At 61.1% G+C, this 16827-nt stretch carries 16 protein-coding genes; all 16 read right to left on the reverse strand.

Annotation, left to right across the window (positions count from 1 at the left end):
• Nucleotide 1: 1 nt before the first annotated feature.
• The 16 genes from ACRZ9X_RS06575 to ftsW all read right to left on the reverse strand — a co-directional run bounded on the left by ACRZ9X_RS06575 (nucleotide 2) and on the right by ftsW (nucleotide 16679).
• Nucleotides 2-1687: a chloride channel protein gene (locus ACRZ9X_RS06575; protein WP_480517025.1), complete on the reverse strand. Its 1686-nt coding sequence runs from the start codon at nucleotides 1685-1687 to the stop codon at nucleotides 2-4.
• Between the two features lie 81 nt (nucleotides 1688-1768).
• Nucleotides 1769-3418, reverse strand: a complete 1650-nt coding sequence (gene recN / locus ACRZ9X_RS06580; protein ID WP_480517027.1) for a DNA repair protein RecN — start codon at nucleotides 3416-3418, stop codon at nucleotides 1769-1771.
• 36 nt (nucleotides 3419-3454) lie between these two features.
• Entirely contained in the window at nucleotides 3455-4297 is an 843-nt protein-coding gene (locus tag ACRZ9X_RS06585; RefSeq protein ID WP_480517029.1) for an outer membrane protein assembly factor BamD, read from the reverse strand.
• Between the two features lie 125 nt (nucleotides 4298-4422).
• Entirely contained in the window at nucleotides 4423-5343 is a 921-nt protein-coding gene (gene lpxC, locus ACRZ9X_RS06590; RefSeq protein ID WP_480517031.1) for a UDP-3-O-acyl-N-acetylglucosamine deacetylase, read from the reverse strand.
• A gap of 214 nt (nucleotides 5344-5557) precedes the next feature.
• The gene (gene ftsZ / locus ACRZ9X_RS06595) at nucleotides 5558-7165 is read right to left on the reverse strand and encodes a cell division protein FtsZ (RefSeq protein ID WP_480517033.1); all 1608 of its coding nucleotides are present in this window, start codon (nucleotides 7163-7165) and stop codon (nucleotides 5558-5560) included.
• Nucleotides 7166-7513: 348 nt separating this feature from the next.
• Nucleotides 7514-7927, reverse strand: coding sequence for a hypothetical protein (locus tag ACRZ9X_RS06600; RefSeq protein ID WP_480517035.1), 414 nt, complete (start codon nucleotides 7925-7927; stop codon nucleotides 7514-7516).
• The gene (gene ftsA / locus ACRZ9X_RS06605; RefSeq protein ID WP_480517304.1) at nucleotides 7914-9248 is read right to left on the reverse strand and encodes a cell division protein FtsA; all 1335 of its coding nucleotides are present in this window, start codon (nucleotides 9246-9248) and stop codon (nucleotides 7914-7916) included. Before ftsA ends, ACRZ9X_RS06600 begins: the two co-directional genes overlap by 14 nt.
• Nucleotides 9249-9256: 8 nt before the next feature.
• The gene (locus ACRZ9X_RS06610) at nucleotides 9257-10252 is read right to left on the reverse strand and encodes a cell division protein FtsQ/DivIB (protein ID WP_480517037.1); all 996 of its coding nucleotides are present in this window, start codon (nucleotides 10250-10252) and stop codon (nucleotides 9257-9259) included.
• Nucleotides 10240-11157 (reverse strand): D-alanine--D-alanine ligase, encoded by a 918-nt coding sequence (locus tag ACRZ9X_RS06615; RefSeq protein WP_480517039.1) that lies wholly within the window; start codon nucleotides 11155-11157, stop codon nucleotides 10240-10242. Before ACRZ9X_RS06615 ends, ACRZ9X_RS06610 begins: the two co-directional genes overlap by 13 nt.
• 112 nt (nucleotides 11158-11269) lie before the next feature.
• Entirely contained in the window at nucleotides 11270-12193 is a 924-nt protein-coding gene (gene murB, locus ACRZ9X_RS06620; RefSeq protein WP_480517041.1) for a UDP-N-acetylmuramate dehydrogenase, read from the reverse strand.
• The gene (locus ACRZ9X_RS06625; RefSeq protein WP_480517043.1) at nucleotides 12190-12483 is read right to left on the reverse strand and encodes a hypothetical protein; all 294 of its coding nucleotides are present in this window, start codon (nucleotides 12481-12483) and stop codon (nucleotides 12190-12192) included. The genes murB and ACRZ9X_RS06625 overlap by 4 nt, the downstream gene beginning before the upstream one ends.
• 22 nt (nucleotides 12484-12505) lie before the next feature.
• A complete protein-coding gene (locus tag ACRZ9X_RS06630) occupies nucleotides 12506-12772 on the reverse strand; it encodes a DUF2484 family protein (protein ID WP_480517045.1) in 267 nt (88 codons plus the stop codon).
• A complete protein-coding gene (locus ACRZ9X_RS06635; RefSeq protein WP_480517047.1) occupies nucleotides 12769-13017 on the reverse strand; it encodes a DUF2484 family protein in 249 nt (82 codons plus the stop codon). Before ACRZ9X_RS06635 ends, ACRZ9X_RS06630 begins: the two co-directional genes overlap by 4 nt.
• Nucleotides 13018-13021: 4 nt before the next feature.
• The gene (gene murC, locus ACRZ9X_RS06640) at nucleotides 13022-14428 is read right to left on the reverse strand and encodes a UDP-N-acetylmuramate--L-alanine ligase (RefSeq protein ID WP_480517049.1); all 1407 of its coding nucleotides are present in this window, start codon (nucleotides 14426-14428) and stop codon (nucleotides 13022-13024) included.
• The gene (locus tag ACRZ9X_RS06645) at nucleotides 14425-15516 is read right to left on the reverse strand and encodes a UDP-N-acetylglucosamine--N-acetylmuramyl-(pentapeptide) pyrophosphoryl-undecaprenol N-acetylglucosamine transferase (RefSeq protein WP_480517051.1); all 1092 of its coding nucleotides are present in this window, start codon (nucleotides 15514-15516) and stop codon (nucleotides 14425-14427) included. The genes murC and ACRZ9X_RS06645 overlap by 4 nt, the downstream gene beginning before the upstream one ends.
• Nucleotides 15516-16679 carry a putative lipid II flippase FtsW gene (gene ftsW, locus ACRZ9X_RS06650; protein ID WP_480517053.1) on the reverse strand — a complete coding sequence of 388 codons (1164 nt, stop codon included), beginning with the start codon at nucleotides 16677-16679 and terminating at the stop codon, nucleotides 15516-15518. Before ftsW ends, ACRZ9X_RS06645 begins: the two co-directional genes overlap by 1 nt.
• Nucleotides 16680-16827: the final 148 nt, after the last annotated feature.

The raw sequence follows: 16827 nt of genomic DNA on the forward strand, positions 1-16827 counted from the left end.
GCTATGAGTGCTCCTCGGCCGCAGTCGCGGCCAGAGCACGGTTATACGCTTTGAGCGCATCGATGTGATACAGCGCGCCGATTGGGATTTCGCGCCCATCCCCGTCGATCTCGACAACCGGGATACAAGGGATCTCGTCCCGGTCGAAATAGGGCATCGCAGCCTCGAGCGTTGCGGTGGCCTTTATGCACAAGCCCTGCTCCATCAGGTCCTGCGCCTCGTCCCGCGTAATTGAGCGCGCATCTCCAAGAGGACGCATAACGGCACCGGCGCGCAGCATCGCCAACAGATAGGCTTGCGGTCCGGCCGCCAGATGCACGTCACGTCGTTCCAGCTGGGTCAGGAAGAACGACCGATCCACCAGACGCGAGGCCAGTGCTGTAGACATCGAAACCGACACCATGACCGCCAACCCGATCTGCCAGTCGCCCGTCAGCTCAAACACGATCATCGTGGTCGAAATCGGCGCGCCCAGTACGGCCGCGGCGACGGCACCCATCCCGGCGAAGGCATAGAGTGTATGTGTCCCTGACACGTCCGGCAAAAGTCCAGTGGCGATCAGGCCAAAGGCCAGCCCTGTCAACGCGCCCACCATAAGCGCGGGCGAGAACACACCGCCCCCCATTCGGCCGCCCATGGTGATCGCAACTGCCACCGTTTTGACAACGGCAAACAGGATCGCGGCAGACAGAACCAGATCGCCAGTCAGCGCCCGGATCGTTGTTTCGTACCCCACCCCGATGATATGCGGAAACCAGATCGCGATCAGGCCCAGCATCGCACCGGACACCGCAGGCCGCAGCCAACCCGGCAAGGACAGCCGGTTTTGAATATGGTTGCCGATATCCTCGGCAAAGAAGATCGAGCGCATCAGTACCAACGCGACCAACCCGCAGATCAGGCCAAGGATCAGGAAAGCCGGAAGCTCTACATAGAACTGCAACGAGCCCGGCGTTTCCAGGGTGAACTCGGTCACGTCACCATATTCCAGCCGGTTGATCACGGTGCCCGCAACCGAGGCGATGACGATGGGCGCAAAGGCGTGTACCGCGAAATGGCGTAGAACGACCTCAAGCGCGAACAGCGCTCCTGCGATAGGCGAGTTGAAGCTGGCCGATACAGCAGCGGCAACGGCACAGCCCAGAAGATCGCGGCCCGTGATACCGTCCGCATGAATACGGGAGCTGACCCAGGTCGAGATCACACCGGCCATATGCACGACGGGCCCCTCTCGTCCTGTCGATCCGCCGGTGCTCAGCGTAATTAGCGAGGCGAAGAAAGACGCCACACCCGCTTTGCCTTCGACCCGACCATTGGTCAGGGCCGCCCCCTCGATCACATCCGCAACCGAGCGCACCCGTCCGTCATCGGTGAATTTGTGCAGTATGACACCGACGATCAAGCCACCGATGATCGGGGTAATCAGGATCAGAATCCAGGGCAGTTTTTCGACATGGCTGTGCAGCATAAGAATGTCTTCGGTATCATAGACCCATGCTTGCAGCGCCTGAATACCCTTCCGGAAGCCCAAGGCCATGAAGCCCGCCGCAATCCCGATCGCCAGCGCAATGAACCAGAACTGGATCTGGCTGGGCCCCCGGCGCAACATCACCCGCCACGCATCCCTCAATGCCGCCAAGGCCTGATTGAGCTGGTTACGCAGAACAGTGCGGGTCGATTGGGTCATTTGCCCTCGGCGGATGGGTCCATATCCCTTACTAAGCCACGGGCGGCACAGATAAAAGAAGGATCGCGTCTGTGAGAGGGCTTAAGCGTCCAGCAAGGCCCGCGCAGCGGCGCGCGCCTCATCCGTGATGGTATCGCCTGCGACCATGCGGGCGATCTCATCCACGCGGTCGGGATCGGCCAGCGGGATCACGGTGGACAGGGTTTGCCCGTCATTCACCTGCTTTTGCACCCGCCAGTGATGCGTCGCCCGGGCAGCAACCTGAGGCGAGTGGGTGACGACCAACACCTGCCCGCCCTGCGCCAGTGAAGCAAGACGGCGACCCACCGCATCAGCGGTCGCGCCGCCGACACCCCGGTCAATCTCGTCAAAGATCATGGTGCGGGCGCTGTCTTCACCGGTCAGACAAACCTTGAGCGCCAGCAGAAACCGGCTGAGTTCGCCGCCCGAGGCAATCTTGTTCAGCGGTCCGGACGGTGCCCCCGGGTTGGTCGCCACGGTAAAGGCAACAGCATCCGTACCCTCGGGACCCGGATCGGCCGGAGTAATCTCCGTTTGAAACACCGCGCGTTCCATTTTCAGCGGAGCAAGTTCTGCCATGACCGAGGCATCCAATTGACCCGCAGACTGCTTTCGAGCGCGGCTCAGCGCCTCTGCCGCTTTGTCAAATGCGGTCCGAGCGGCTTCGACTGCCGCGCGTTGCTCCGCCAGATCGGCGTCCCCGGCCTCAAGCTTGTTCAGGCGGTCGCGCAAGGTATCCGCGAAACCACCCAGATCATCCGGCGCGACATCATGTTTGCGCGCCAAAGCCCGGATGGCAAACAGGCGTTCTTCGGCGGCTTCCAGTTCAGCCGGATTGAAGTCCAGCGCCTGAAGGCAAGCCTGAACACCGTCCTGCGCCTCGCCCAATTCGATCAGAGCGCGGCCCAGCGCGGCGATTGGAGCCTCAAGTTGCCCGCCTGCAGTGTCCGACACACCCTCCAGCCAGCGCACGGCATCAGACATGGCACCTTCGGCCCCGTCACCGTCCAGTAGATCAAAGGCGCGGGCGACGTCATCGCGGATGCGCTCGGCCCCCTGCATCATCCGGCGGCGCGCGTCGAGCTCGGCGTCTTCTCCCGGTTGCGGGTCCAACTTGTCCAACTCGGCCACAGCATGTCGCAGAAAGTCTTCCTCGGCGCGCATGGCAGCCAGAGCGGTCTCGGTTTCGGTCAGAGCCTTCCTGGCACGCGCCATGTCCGACCAGCAGGTGCGAACCGCCTTCAGGTGATCTGCGACACCGGCATAATGGTCCAGCATGGCGCGATGACCGCGCGGGTTCAGCAGCCCCCGATCGTCGTGCTGGCCGTGCAACTCGATCAGGGTTTCCGACAACGCCCGCAGCACCTCGCCGGAACACCGTCGGTCATTGACCCATGCGGTCTTGCGCCCTTCAGCAGTGTTGATGCGGCGCAGGATCAGTTCTTCGCCGCCGGGAATCCCGGCTTCGGCCAGAACAGCATGGGCCGGATGGCCCTCGGGCAGTTCAAACTCAGCCACCACCTCGCCCTGCGCGGCCCCCTGGCGAACCAACTCGGCCCGTCCACGCCAGCCCAGCACAAAACCCAACGAATCCAACAGGATTGATTTGCCCGCCCCGGTTTCGCCGGTCAAAGCGTTCAGCCCCGGCTGGAAGGTCAACTCCAACCGGTCAATGATCAGCATGTCGCGAATATCGAGGGCGCGCAGCATCGGGTCTTTAACGTCCCAAGCCTTTAGCCATAGCGCTTACAACCATTCACCCTTGATCGTCTGGCGGTAAATCTGGCTGAGCCAGTTGTTACCACGGCTCTTGACGTCCAACCCACGCGAGACCAGCAGTTTGTAGCCCGCATCATACCACTCTGAGGACTGGTAGTTGTATCCGAGGATCGCACCGGCAGACTGCGCCTCATCCACCAGACCCAGCGACAAATACGCCTCGATCAGACGGTAAAGCGCCTCGGCGGTGTGGGATGTCGTCTGAAAGTCCTCGACCACCACGCGGAACCGGTTGATGGCCGCGGTATAGTGATCCTGACGCAAATAATAACGTCCGATCTCCATCTCTTTGCCGGCCAGATGATCAAACGCCAGATCAAATTTCAAAACCGACGAAGTCGCATATTCACTGTCGGGATAAACCTCGATCACCGTGCGAAGCGCCTGCAGCGCCTGGAATGTCAGGCCCTGATCGCGCCCCACCTCGTCAATCTGGTCATAGTAGCTGAGCGCGAGAAGATACTGCGCATAGGCTGCATCTTCGTCCGCCGGATAAAAGTCGATATACCGCTGTGCGGCCGCCCGGCTTTCTTCGTAATTCTCGTCCGAATGGAACGAAAACGCCTGCATGATCAGTGCGCGCTTGGCCCAATCGGAATAGGGATACAAACGCTCGACTTCAGAAAAATACCATGCCGCATCATCGGACCGATTCTGAGACAGCTCGAACTCACCTCGGGTGAAAATCTGCTCAGGGGTAAACCCTTCCAGGTTTTGATCGCGGTCTGCGCCTTTGCTGCCGCAAGCCGTCAAAACCGCTGCCAGAAGAAACGCGCCTGCGATTCTGACTGCCGCTTTGGTGCCAACCATTCCGCCCATCCTTGTCGTCATGTCTAACGGGTTTCGCCCCGGATCGGGCCTTGGTTTAGCACATATAACTCCGGTGCAAAACGCATTATGCGCCTGCTGGCGGAAATGTCGTAGAGTTGATCGGTTCAGGCAACTTCGGGAATTTCATCCCATACAAGGCCTTGCCCCGGAAGGCGTGCAGCCTGTTCCGGTGTGCACAATACCGGGCGCACGGCGCCGGGTGTTTCGAACAGTTTCCGCAGCAATGTGTTGGTCATCGCATGGCCCGATTTGTCGCCGGTGAAATGACCCAGAATCGGACCGCCTGCCAGGTACAGATCCCCCAGCGCATCCAGCATCTTGTGGCGCACGGCTTCATCGGCGTGGCGGAAACCACCGGGTGTCAGAACCTCATCCCCCTGAACAACCACCGCGTTGTCCAGTGTTCCGCCCAAGGCCAGTCCGGCCTCCCGCATCGCTTCCACATCGGTTCGACGACAGAAGGTCCTGCAGTCGCAAAGCTCACGCGCGAACGAGCCGTTGCCCATGTCCAGCGTCTTGGTCTGCTTTCCGATAGCGTCATCTTCGAACTCGATATGGAAATCGATAATCAGTCGATCCGCCGGCGCGATCGAGGCGCTCGCCCCCTCACGCGTTGCAGTAACAGGTTTCAGGACCTCAAAGGCCAAAACGGGGCTGGCCTGGCGGCGGACGCCCTTGGCCATGATGCCGCGCACGAATTCGATGGATGACCCATCCATGATCGGAACTTCCGGCCCGTCAATCTCGATCAGAGCGTTATGCACACCACATCCAGCCAGCGCTGCCATGATATGTTCGATTGTCGAGACAGACACGCCCGCGTCATTGACCAGACGGGTGCACAAAGGTGTGCGTTCAACCACGTCATAGATGGCCGGGATCAGCGCGTTGCCCAGTTCGATATCGGTCCGCTTGAACCAGATACCATGACCAGCTGCAGCAGGCTTCAGAACCATGGTCGCAGGTTTACCGCCGTGTAACCCGACGCCTTTGAAAGTGACCGATGATTTGAGCGTATGTTGCAAGACTGTCCTCAACGCGTGGTGTCCAGCCTGAGTGATGGCTGTGTTGCCAATCAGTTAAGGAAAGGCGCGCTAAGGCTCAACTCACTCTTTGCAACCGAATGAAACATGAATGTGACAGATCGGCAAAACCCTGCTGATATTACTATAACAACATGAAAAATAAAGAAAAAGAGCCGCCCTTCGGCGGCTCTTTGACAGGATTTTGTTACCGCGATCAGTTGGCCTGGCGGCGCAAAAAGGCGGGAATTTCGATACGGTCCTGATCCGGATCCGCCTCTTCATGGGCCGGGGCCGCCGCTTCGGACGCCCGCATCGCGGGCTGCTGGCGCGGGGGGTGCGCCGGCGTATCGGCAGCGTTACCGGTCATGCGGTCGATCAGACGGTTGAAGCCGAACCGCGGCCGCTCCTCGGATTCCGGACGTCCATGCGGCGCTGGATCTTGCGGTCTTTCCGCAGACAGGTGCTGCTTGGCGGACGGAACGCGCTGAACCGCAGCCTGCAGGCGTTGCATCGCGGCCGGAGACGGCGTGCCCGGCTCCGCCGCACGCGGCGCTGCATAGGTTTCCGTCACCTCTTCCTGCGGCTCGGGCTGTGGTTCGAACTGCGCGACCTGAGGCTGATATGCCGGCGGCGGCAAACCGTCATCTTCTTCGGCTACCGCTTGTTTTTCTTCGTACCAGCCGTCTTTCAGTTCGACATCTTCGATCGATTCAAACAGGGATGGTGCGATATTTGCATCCTCGGCGGCAGGTGCCTGCACCTCTTCCGCAGCGGGGGCGTGTTCTTCTGCCGACACGGTCCGGGTCAGCGGCTCGGACATCGAACGGCGCGCGACAGGCGCCTCTGTCTGAACATCAGTCGCGTCGATCCCGGTGGCGACAACGGACACGCGCATACCGCCTTCCATCGCGGTATCGAGGGTCGAGCCGACGATGATATTCGCCTCGGGGTCCACTTCCTCGCGGATGCGGTTGGCGGCTTCGTCGAGCTCGAACAGAGTCAGGTCGTCCGAACCGGTAATGTTGATCAGCACGCCCTTGGCACCTTTGAGGCTGATTTCGTCCAGCAGCGGGTTGGCAATCGCCTTCTCGGCGGCCTGCACCGCGCGATCTTCGCCCGTCGCTTCGCCTGTCCCCATCATGGCTTTGCCCATCTCGTCCATCACGGCGCGCACGTCGGCAAAGTCGAGGTTGATCAGGCCGGGGCGCACCATGAGGTCGGTCACGCCCTTAACACCTTGGTAAAGAACGTCATCCGCCATCGAGAACGCTTCGGTGAACGTGGTCTTTTCGTTGGCCAGGCGAAACAGGTTCTGGTTCGGGATGATGATCAGCGTGTCGACAACCTTCTGCAGCGATTCAACGCCATCTTCGGCCTGACGCATCCGCTTGGCCCCTTCGAACTGGAAGGGTTTGGTTACCACGCCCACGGTCAGAACGCCCAGTTCCCGCGCGGCCTGCGCGATGATCGGAGCCGCGCCCGTCCCGGTACCGCCGCCCATCCCGGCCGTGATAAAGCACATATGCGCGCCCGCCAGATGATCGACAATCTGCTCGATGCTTTCTTCGGCGGCCGCCGCGCCCACAGTGGGTCGTGCGCCCGCACCCAGACCTTCGGTGACTTTGACACCCAGTTGAACCCGCGCCGAAGACTGGCTTTGCTGCAGTGCCTGCGCGTCGGTGTTGGCGACGACGAAATCCACGCCATCCAACTGTTTTTCAATCATGTTGTTGACGGCGTTGCCACCTGCCCCGCCAACGCCAAATACTGTTATCCGAGGCTTAAGTTCGTCGTGCCCGGGCATCGAAAGATTCAATGTCATACTCTGTCCGCCTGTTTTATTGACCCGCCAAAGCGGTGTTTTTCTTACCTATCCGCCCCTAATCCTACCCAGCGAAACGGCAAACGTCACGTCAAAAATCGCCCAATCCCACAAAATATGGAGAGAATAAGGCAAACCTTACGGCGATATCGGTTCGTTCGCCAGATATTGGGGAAGCCAGCCCTTTGACTACAAGGCAATAAAATTCACCCCACTGCCGAAGAGCGTGGAAACTTACCAAAGTCTTACTTGTCACATCTGCGGAAAAACTGCTCGGGTCCTGCCGCTGGGCCTCTGACGGGTCCTGTGGATATCTTGCGGGATAACGTCCGGCGGTGCAACCCGATTTTAGCCAACAGGAGCACTTGGGCAATCTAAACTGTCCTCGGTGATGCCGCGCACTTCCTGAATTTCGGTATAGGCAAATGTGGCCAGCCGGACCATCAGGCGATCTTCATGCAAATAGGGCCACCAGCAGACGGGCAGACCATCCGCATCGTCATCGTAGAGAAAACAGATTTGCCCGTCGGGCGTGGTGATTTGCCCATAGACGCAGCCCCGCCCCTCCATCCGCCAAACTGAGACAGTGCGGCTCAGGAACTCCTCGGTTCCGACCAAATCGCCGCTGGGGTAATCGTGAAACTTGACCGTTTTACCTTGAACCGCGCTAAGAAACACATCCGGCGTGATGAGGGTTTGCGCCTGCAGCGCAAATGGGACTGTGGCGGCCAGTCCTGCGATCAGCGCCTTACCAATTGTCACGGAACCAGCGCACGGCACGTTTGAAGGGGCGCGCCGCATAGGTATCGACCGGAATTTCAAAGTCCCACCATTCGTCTTGCGGATGCGCGGCAAACAGGCTGAGCCCGACAGCTGACGAGAACCCCGGCCCCGTGGCTGATTGCGGCAATCCATGCACCCTCAACGGACGACCCAGACGCACGCGTTGCCCGAGGATGCGGGTCGCAAGCCCGTCCAGCCCCATAATCTGGCTGGCCCCGCCGGTCAGCACAATCTGCTGGCTGGGCATATGATCGAACCCGGCCGCGTCAAGGCGGATGCGTACCTCTTCCAGAATTTCCTCGACCCGAGGACGCATGATACCGATCAGTTCCGCGCGGCTGACAGTGCGGCGATCGTGTTCCCAATCGCCGGTATCGCCGCCAATATCGATCAGGTCGCGGTCATCCGCACCCGTCGCATGGACACCGCCATTGAAGGTCTTGATTCGCTCTGCCACGTTGGCCGGCACACCCAAGCCCATAGAGATATCACTGGTCACATGATCCCCGCCCATGCGCACGCAATCGGCGTAGATCATATGTTTCTTCATGAAGATCGACACACTGGTGGTGCCGCCGCCCATATCAATACAGGCGGCCCCCAGTTCTTGCTCATCCTCGACCAGCGCCGAGATACCCGAGACGTAGGCCGAATTCGCAATCCCCGCTAGTTCAAGATCGCAACGCTTGATACAGCGCACGATATTCTGAATCGCCACCGCATCGACCGTCAGCATGTGCATATCGACCGCAAGGCTCTGCCCCATCTGCCCACGCGGATCGATCAGGCCCGAGCGGTTGTCCAGCGCAAAGTTCACCGGTTGCGCGTGCAGAACCTCGCGGCCTGCCCCATAGTCAGGCACGTCGCAGGCGTTCAGCACACGGCCTACCTCGGCCTCGGTGACAACCTGTCCTTCCAGATCAACCTGCGCGTCGAGCCCATACGAGCGCGGATTGGCCCCGGAAAAGCTGGCGATCACATGATCCACCCGGATATCGGCCATTTTCTGTGCCGCCTGCAATGCGGTCCGGATGGCGCGCTCGGTCTCCTGCATGGCTGTGACTTCGCCAAACTCCACACCGCGCGAGCGGGTCGTTGCCGCGCCAATCACCCGGAAACCTGTCTGCCCGGCCAACGAGCCGATGCTGTTATCCTCGCTCAGCCGACCAGCCCCGTCGAACCGCAGGACCAGGCAGGCGATCTTGGAGCTACCCACATCCAGAATCGCAACCACACCGCGTTGCATGGCCTGCCTGCGCATCTGCCGCATGGCGCGTTGGGACTGGTAAAGATCGGTCATCATAATGGTTACTGTCCGCTACTCACATCTGTTTTTGTGTTCCACCAGTCTTCGCTGGCGGTTCTTGTCATTCTGATTGTCGGGCGTTGACCCAGACGCATATCAACTGCGGCCACGTCCCGTTCCAACAAGTCCTGCACTTCGTTCACGGCCAGCACGCGTTCCAGCGCACGCACCGGGCGTTCGGTGGGCAGCATGATACGTTGACCCCGGTCCAGAACCAGATCCCACCGACGTTCGCCCACGCGCACAAGTCCACGGACACGCCCGCCCAGACTGCGCGCAGTTGCCAAAAGCTGCAACGCTTCGGCCACATGCCCGTCTGCCCCCTTGCCCGCGATCAAGGGCAGGTCTGCATGATCCTTGCGCGACGCAATCCGCTCCACATGCGCGCCGGTATCGTCCAGCAATTCGGTTCCGCGACGGGTGCGCCAGACCACAACCGGCTCACGCTCGACCACGTCCACTTGCAAGATCCCGCCGGGTCGCACGCGCACCGTGGCGGATTTGACCGGGTCCAAGCCGGTAATCGTGTCGCGGATTTGTTCGGCATCCAGATCCCACGAGCTGATCGGGAAATCCAATGGCACCACGTCGCGAATGTCTTCCGACAGGTTCGTGCCTGCCCCGTCAATCGCCATCAGGTTGACCATAAATTCAGGTCGCTGCTGGATCGAGGTTTTGATGTCGTTGACATAGGCGACCACTGCCTCGCGCCGGTCCTCGGCACTGAAATAGAAGCCAATGGCGGCACAAACCGCAACAACGGGCAGACCGAATTTCAGCCCACGCCGGATGCCGGGGGTAAGCATCCAGCGCTGAATACGGTAGCTGAGGCGCGACGGCGCCGGATCCAGCCGGGTCGCCTTGCGCCGGAACAGGCCATGCAGACGGAACCTGGGCTTGACCTCAGACCGGGCACCAGAGGCGAAATCGGCATCTGGTCCGGCCAGCGGTTTTGACCGATGGATGACGGGCGTGCGCGTGGCGGTCAGCGGTCGCATGAGGCGTCCTCCACCATCCAGGCGCAGAGCTGGCCGAAGGTCATGCCGATGTGTTCGGCCTGTTCGGGCACCAGCGAGGTCGGGGTCATGCCCGGCTGCGTGTTGGTTTCCAGCAGGAACAGACCATCCGCGCCGAGGCTGTCATCCCAGCGATAGTCGGTGCGGGTCACGCCGCGACAGCCCAGAGCGTTATGGGCTTTCACCGCATACTCCATGCAGCGGTCGAAGATATCCTGCGGGATGTCAGCGGGCAGCACGTGCCACGAGCCACCCGGCTTGTATTTGGCGTCATAGTCGTACCAACCGCCATCGGTCATGATCTCGGTGACGGTCAGGGCGCGGTCGCCCATCACGGTCACGGTCAGTTCGCGGCCTGCGACGTATTTCTCGACCATGATATGCTCGGGCATGTCGTCGGACAGTTGAGGGGGGCCGTTCGAGCCTTCGTGGACGATGTAGATGCCGACGCTGGAGCCTTCGTTGTTGGGTTTGGCCACGTAAGGCGGCTCCATCACGTGAACCTCGATCACCTCGACCTTGGGCACGATCACGCTGGGCACGATGGGCAGGCCCTCGGTCTGGTAGATTTCCTTGCTGCGCTGCTTGTCCATAGCCAAGGCTGAGGCCAGCACGCCGGAATGGGTGTAAGGAATGCGCATCCATTCCAGCAGACCCTGCACACAGCCGTCCTCGCCCCAGCGGCCATGCAGGGCGTTGAAAACCACATCCGGTTTGATGTCCAAAAGGCGCGCATAGAGGTCGGGACCTGCGTCCAGCTCGACCACTTCAAAGCCTTCTCCCCTAAGGGCGGCTGCGCATTCGCGCCCAGAGCTGAGAGACACCTCGCGTTCCGCCGAGGGGCCGCCCATCAATACCGCCACTTTGGGGTTTGTCCTGCTCGACATACCCAATGTGCGCCTCAATGTCCCCGGACCTTATGTGGTGGTCCGTACTGCGTTTATGCCTTTGATCCGTCGCCGTTAATTGCCTGATTTTGGTCTGACGGTTGGGGCTTTATTATTCCAGCGGATCGCCGACCCGCATGATTTCCCACTCTAGCGTGATGCCGCTTGTTTCGTAAACCTTTTTTCGCACCTCTTCGCCCAGACCTTCGAGGTCGGCGGCGGTGGCGTCGCCCGTGTTGATCAGGAAATTCGAGTGCTTGGGGCTCATCTGCGCGCCGCCTTTGGTGGCACCGCGCATTCCGGCGTCGTCGATCACCTTCCACGCCTTGAGGTCATGGACATCGTCGGCCTTGCCGGTCGAGGAAAACCCGGCGGGGTTGCGGAAGGTCGAACCGGCGCTGCGGTCTTTGGTGGGTTGGGTTTCGTCACGCTTTTGCAGCTGCGCTTCCATGCGGGCATGGAGGTCTTCGGGGTTGCCTTTGGGACCTTGGAACGTGGCCGAGATCAGCACCGCGCCTTCAGCCAGGTCGGACTGGCGATAGCGGAAGTTGAGGTCTTGGGGTGAGAGGTCTTTCACCTCTCCGCCCCGTGTGACGATGGTGGCCTTTTGCAGAACGTCTGCGGTGTAGCTGCCATAGCAGCCCGCGTTCATGCGCACCGCGCCGCCGATGGAGCCGGGGATGGTGCGCAGGAAGGTCAGGTCAACGCCTGCACCCGCCGCCTTGCGCGCCACATGCGCGTCCAGCGCGGCGGCCCCGGCGGTGACGGTGGGGCCGTCGATCGCAATTCCGTTGAACCCACGCCCCAGCCGGATCACTACGGCGCGCAAGCCCCCGTCGCGGACGATGAGGTTCGAGCCGACGCCCATGGGAAAGACCGGTACTTCTGCGGGTAAGTTGCGCAAGAAATCCTGCAGGTCCTCCACATCAGCGGGCTGGAACAGATAATCTGCGGGCCCTCCGACACGCAGCCATGTGAGATCGTTGAGCGGACGCGCCTTGGTCAGGCGGCCCCGGACAGTGGGCACGTTGCTCATTCCCCGGCCCGTGCGGCCAGGCTGCGCCCGCCGACGCCGCCCATGATGGCAGCAAAGAGGAAGGGCAGAACCGCGCCGGTCAGCCAGACGAAGGGGCCGAAGGCCTGCTCTTCTTCTCCGGTTCCGACACCGGCCAGCATCACGATCAGCACAAGGGCCGTGGCAGCGGCCAACGCAAGCAACCAAAGCAGTCCCTTGACGCCAATCCAGCGACCGGCGACAAATCCCGCGAATGCTCCGAAAACGAAGGATATCAGGGGCAGATAGGCGAAAGTGGCGATGTCGACCATGGGGGTCTCCTGAGTACGGCCGTTACTTGTTGGTCGCCTTCATGCCCTGCAATTTCGCCTTTGTCCAACGGATCAGATAGATCACAGGCCAGCGCAACACCGACATGGCCGCTGCCAGCACAATCAGCCCGATCCAAGGCCCGTTTTGATAGGTGACATAACCCAGAATGGGAATCCCCACGGCGATCAGGATATAAGCGCGAGTCCAGTGATTGTCCTTACTGGGAATCATCGCCAGAATGTTGGCGACAAGCCCCCACAAGCCAGCAAGGGCAAGGGACCAGTTCATTCAGACACCTCTCGGCCGGTCCATCTGCGCCAGTAATAACGGATGGGGTTGCGGTACATGGAAGCGAAACCTGCAACTGCCAGTACAGAGTAGAACCAGCCGTAGTCATAACCCAACCAGACGATCAGCGCCGGGGCGCTGACGAACAGGACAATCCCGGGCGGGAATTGCAATCGCATCGGTAACATGGCCACCACAGTCGATGCCAGAACCCAAAAACAGGCGAGTATGACGGACGCCGCCACCTGATTACCCCGCCTTGAGCATCAGCCGGTCCGGCAACCCATTGGCCCAGGCGCTGATGGTCCCTGCCCCAAGGCAGACGACCATATCGCCGGGGCGGGCCTGTTCACGCACCAGACGCTCAAGATCTGCCTCGTCCAGCAGGGCGCGGGCGTGGCGGTGGCCGTGGCGGATCAGGCCTTGCACCAGATCGTCACGGGATGCGCCTTCAATCGGATCTTCTCCGGCCGCGAAGATATCGGCGATGGCAACCACATCAGCATCGTTAAAGCAGGTGCAGAAATCATCGAACAGGTTGGACAGGCGGGAATAGCGGTGAGGTTGGTGAACAGCGATGACGCGGCCTTCGGTCGCTTGGCGTGCGGCCTTGAGAACGGCGGCGATCTCGACCGGGTGATGGCCGTAATCATCGATAATGGTCACGCCGTTCACTTCGCCAACCTTGGTGAAGCGACGGTTGACGCCGCCGAAATTCGCCAGCGCCTCGCGGATTTCCGCCGCCTTCATGCCCAGATGACGGGCCACGGCCACAGCCGACAGCGCGTTCGAGACATTGTGGTCGCCGGGCATGGGCAGGGTGCAGTCTTCGATTACCTTGTCTTCGTATTGCAGGTGGATGTCGAAATGCGCGACGCCGCCTTTATAGGTCAGGTTTTCAGCCCGCACATCGGCCTGTGCGTTGAAGCCATAGGTGCGCACGCGGCGGTCAGTGATGCGGCCTACCAGCGCCTGAACCTCGGCATGGTCGGTGCAGCAGACGGCGAGGCCGTAGAAGGGCAGGTTCGAGACGAACTCGTGAAAGCCGTCGCGCAGCGTGTCGAAATCCCCCCAATGCTCCATATGCTCGGGGTCGATATTGGTGACGATGGCAATGGTTGCAGGCAGGCGGTTGAACGAGCCGTCGGATTCGTCGGCCTCGACCACCATCCATTCGCCCTGCCCCATGCGCGCGTTCGAGCCATAGGCGTGGATGATGCCGCCATTGATGACGGTCGGGTCGAAATCGCCCGCGACCATCAGCTCGGCCATCATCGTGGTTGTGGTGGTCTTGCCGTGGGTTCCGGCAATCGCGATGTTCGAGCGCAGGCGCATCAGTTCGGCCAGCATGTCGGCACGGCGCACCACCGGCAGGCCCTGCGCGCGGGCCTGATCCAGTTCCGGGTTGCCCGGTTTGATCGCGGTCGAGACAACGACGACAGCTGCGTTCTGCAGGTTCTCGGCGCGCTGGCCTTCGAAAATCTCAGCCCCGAGCGAAGCAAGACGATCGGTAATCTTTGACGCCTTGAGGTCCGAGCCCTGCACCTGATAGCCAAGGTTCAAAAGCACTTCGGCAATGCCCGACATTCCGATGCCTCCGATGCCAACGAAATGGATCGGTCCGACGTCCTGCGGCAGTTTGGTTGCTGGATTCATGAGGTCTCCTTCTGCGCCAGTTGCTCGACAAGGGCCACCAGACGCTCGGTCGCGTCCGGAGCCCCGACCGATAGCGCGGCATGGGCCATTTGCTGTGCGGCTTCGGGGTTGGTGAGAATCGTGGTCATTTGCTCGGTCAACGCGGAAACGTCAAGGGCGTTTTCAGGGATCATGATCGCCCCGCCCGCCTGAACCAGTCCACGCGCGTTGGCGGTCTGGTGGTCGCCTGCGGCAGTGGCCAGCGGGATCAGGATCGAGGGCCGTCCGATCACCGAGATATCAGCGATACTGGATGCACCTGATCTGGAGATCACAAGCTGGGCATCGGACATGCGCCGGGGGACATCATCAAAAAATGGCTGCACGTCGGCCCGGATGCCGTGTTCGGCGTAGAATGCAGTGACGCGCTCTCCGTCTTCGTCCCGCGCCTGATGCGACACGCGAATATGGGCGCGCAAGTCTTCGGGCAAGGCCGCAATCGCGCCAGGCACGACATCACTGAGAACGCGCGCGCCCTGAGAGCCGCCCATCACAAGAACGGACATCGGATAGTCACCGGGCGGAATGAAAGGCGCGCCCGCACGCTCCAGCACGCTGGCTCGGACCGGGTTGCCGGTGTGGATGCCTTTCACCCCATCGGGCAGGTCGGTTGGCCAAACACCGCAGGCCACCTGCGCCACGCGGGTGGCGAACACCTGGTTGACCCTGCCCAGAACGCCGTTTTGTTCATGGATCATGCGCGGGATTTTCAGCAGTGTTGCAGCACCCAGCGCCGGGATCGAGGGGTAGCCGCCAAAGCCCACCACGACGTCGGGCTTGTCGCGCATCATCTGCGCGGCCATGCCGGTGACGCCAGCGGCGATCTTAGGGCCGACCAATACCTTGGCGGCCAGGCCACCGCGGGCGAAGGTGGCCGAGGAGGCTTCGACAATCTCAACACCTTCGGGGAAGGCCCCGGTATATCGCGCGCCGCGCGGATCGGTGGACAGGCGCACGCGCCAGCCTTTGTGCAGCATCGCCTCGGCCAACGCCTGCGCGGGGAACATATGCCCCCCGGTGCCGCCCGCTGCGATCAGAAGATATGGCATCAGCCTCGTCCGCGCAGAATGTCGCCCAGTTCGCCTTGAGGGCGAGAACGGGTGAACGCCAGTAGCATACCAACCGCGATGCCGCCCGCAATCAGCGACGAGCCGCCATAGCTGACGAACGGCAAAGTCATGCCCTTGGCGGGCAGCAGGCGCACGGCGACGCCCATGTTGATCATCGCCTGCACGCCAAACATGCAGGCCAGCCCGGTCCCGGCCAGACGGATGAACATGTCACGTTCGCGCATCAGCCGCAGAAGCGAGCGTACGACGATCAGCGAATAAAGCGCGATGATGATCAGAACGAGGATCAGCCCGTATTCCTCAGCCGCGACCGCAATGATGAAATCCGTATGCGCATCGGGCAGCGACCATTTCACTTGTCCCTCACCCACGCCGACACCGAACAGGCCGCCCTCCTGAATAGCGTTTGTTGCATAGCCAAGCTGAGTGGTCGGATCGACCTCTTGGTTCAGGAAACCGTCGATGCGGCGGGCAAAGTGTTCGGAATTGGAATAGGCAAACATGCCGCCCAGAACCACAGCCCCGGCCATGCCAACCAGCAGCAGCATCGGCGCGCCTGCGACGAAATACATCACGCCCCAGCCAAACAGGATCAGGCAGGCCTGCCCGAAATCGGGTTGCAGCACCAGCATCGCCACAATCGCCATGCACAGCGCGAACGACCACAATCGCCCCGGAGGCCCGTTGATCTCTTGCGATGCAGCCAGCAGCCATGCGGCCACCACCACGAAACCGGGTTTCAGAAACTCGGATGGCTGCAGGGACGCAAATCCCAGCGAATACCAGCGCACAGCGCCTTTGCCAAAGTCAGTACCAAAGACCGGCAGGAAGGCCAGCGCCACGAATGAGGCCAGAAAGCCGAGAATGGCCAGCCGTCGGACGAGCGTCGGCGACATCATCGACGTCAGAAGCATGGCAATCAGCGCCATCCCGCCGAACAGCGCCTGACGCTCGACATAGTGAAACGGATCAAACCCGTTGCGACCGGCCAGCGGCGGCGACGAGGCCAGCCCCAGCAACAGCCCGATGACAAACAGGATCAGGACACAGGACATCGTCCAGCGATCAATCGTTCGCCACCATTTTGGTAGAATCGGTTCTCCGCGCGTGTCCCGGACCGCGCCATACACCATCTCAGTCATGAGATACCGCCACTATCTGCCTCGTTGCCGCCCCGTTTTCGGGGTCTGAGTGCAAGTCTACAGGGATTTTGGCGTTTGGGCTAGCGGAATGAAGGCCCTGCACAAAATTTGCGGTATCTTCTGGGAGAGGTTTGACGCACCCTTGATC

The organism is Ruegeria sp. AL1, assembly GCF_056540905.1.

What these genes read in the sequence shown, in the direction of transcription:
- ACRZ9X_RS06585 (WP_480517029.1), bottom strand. Translation starts at nt 4,297, where the DNA reads ATGGTTGGCACCAAAGCGGCAGTCAGAATCGCAGGCGCGTTTCTTCTG.
- ACRZ9X_RS06610 (WP_480517037.1), bottom strand. Translation starts at nt 10,252, where the DNA reads ATGCGACCGCTGACCGCCACGCGCACGCCCGTCATCCATCGGTCAAAA.
- ftsA (WP_480517304.1), bottom strand. Translation starts at nt 9,248, where the DNA reads ATGACCGATCTTTACCAGTCCCAACGCGCCATGCGGCAGATGCGCAGG.
- ftsW (WP_480517053.1), bottom strand. Translation starts at nt 16,679, where the DNA reads ATGACTGAGATGGTGTATGGCGCGGTCCGGGACACGCGCGGAGAACCG.
- ftsZ (WP_480517033.1), bottom strand. Translation starts at nt 7,165, where the DNA reads ATGACATTGAATCTTTCGATGCCCGGGCACGACGAACTTAAGCCTCGG.
- ACRZ9X_RS06645 (WP_480517051.1), bottom strand. Translation starts at nt 15,516, where the DNA reads ATGCCATATCTTCTGATCGCAGCGGGCGGCACCGGGGGGCATATGTTC.
- ACRZ9X_RS06615 (WP_480517039.1), bottom strand. Translation starts at nt 11,157, where the DNA reads ATGTCGAGCAGGACAAACCCCAAAGTGGCGGTATTGATGGGCGGCCCC.
- ACRZ9X_RS06575 (WP_480517025.1), bottom strand. Translation starts at nt 1,687, where the DNA reads ATGACCCAATCGACCCGCACTGTTCTGCGTAACCAGCTCAATCAGGCC.
- ACRZ9X_RS06625 (WP_480517043.1), bottom strand. Translation starts at nt 12,483, where the DNA reads ATGGTCGACATCGCCACTTTCGCCTATCTGCCCCTGATATCCTTCGTT.
- ACRZ9X_RS06630 (WP_480517045.1), bottom strand. Translation starts at nt 12,772, where the DNA reads ATGAACTGGTCCCTTGCCCTTGCTGGCTTGTGGGGGCTTGTCGCCAAC.
- recN (WP_480517027.1), bottom strand. Translation starts at nt 3,418, where the DNA reads ATGCTGCGCGCCCTCGATATTCGCGACATGCTGATCATTGACCGGTTG.
- murB (WP_480517041.1), bottom strand. Translation starts at nt 12,193, where the DNA reads ATGAGCAACGTGCCCACTGTCCGGGGCCGCCTGACCAAGGCGCGTCCG.
- murC (WP_480517049.1), bottom strand. Translation starts at nt 14,428, where the DNA reads ATGAATCCAGCAACCAAACTGCCGCAGGACGTCGGACCGATCCATTTC.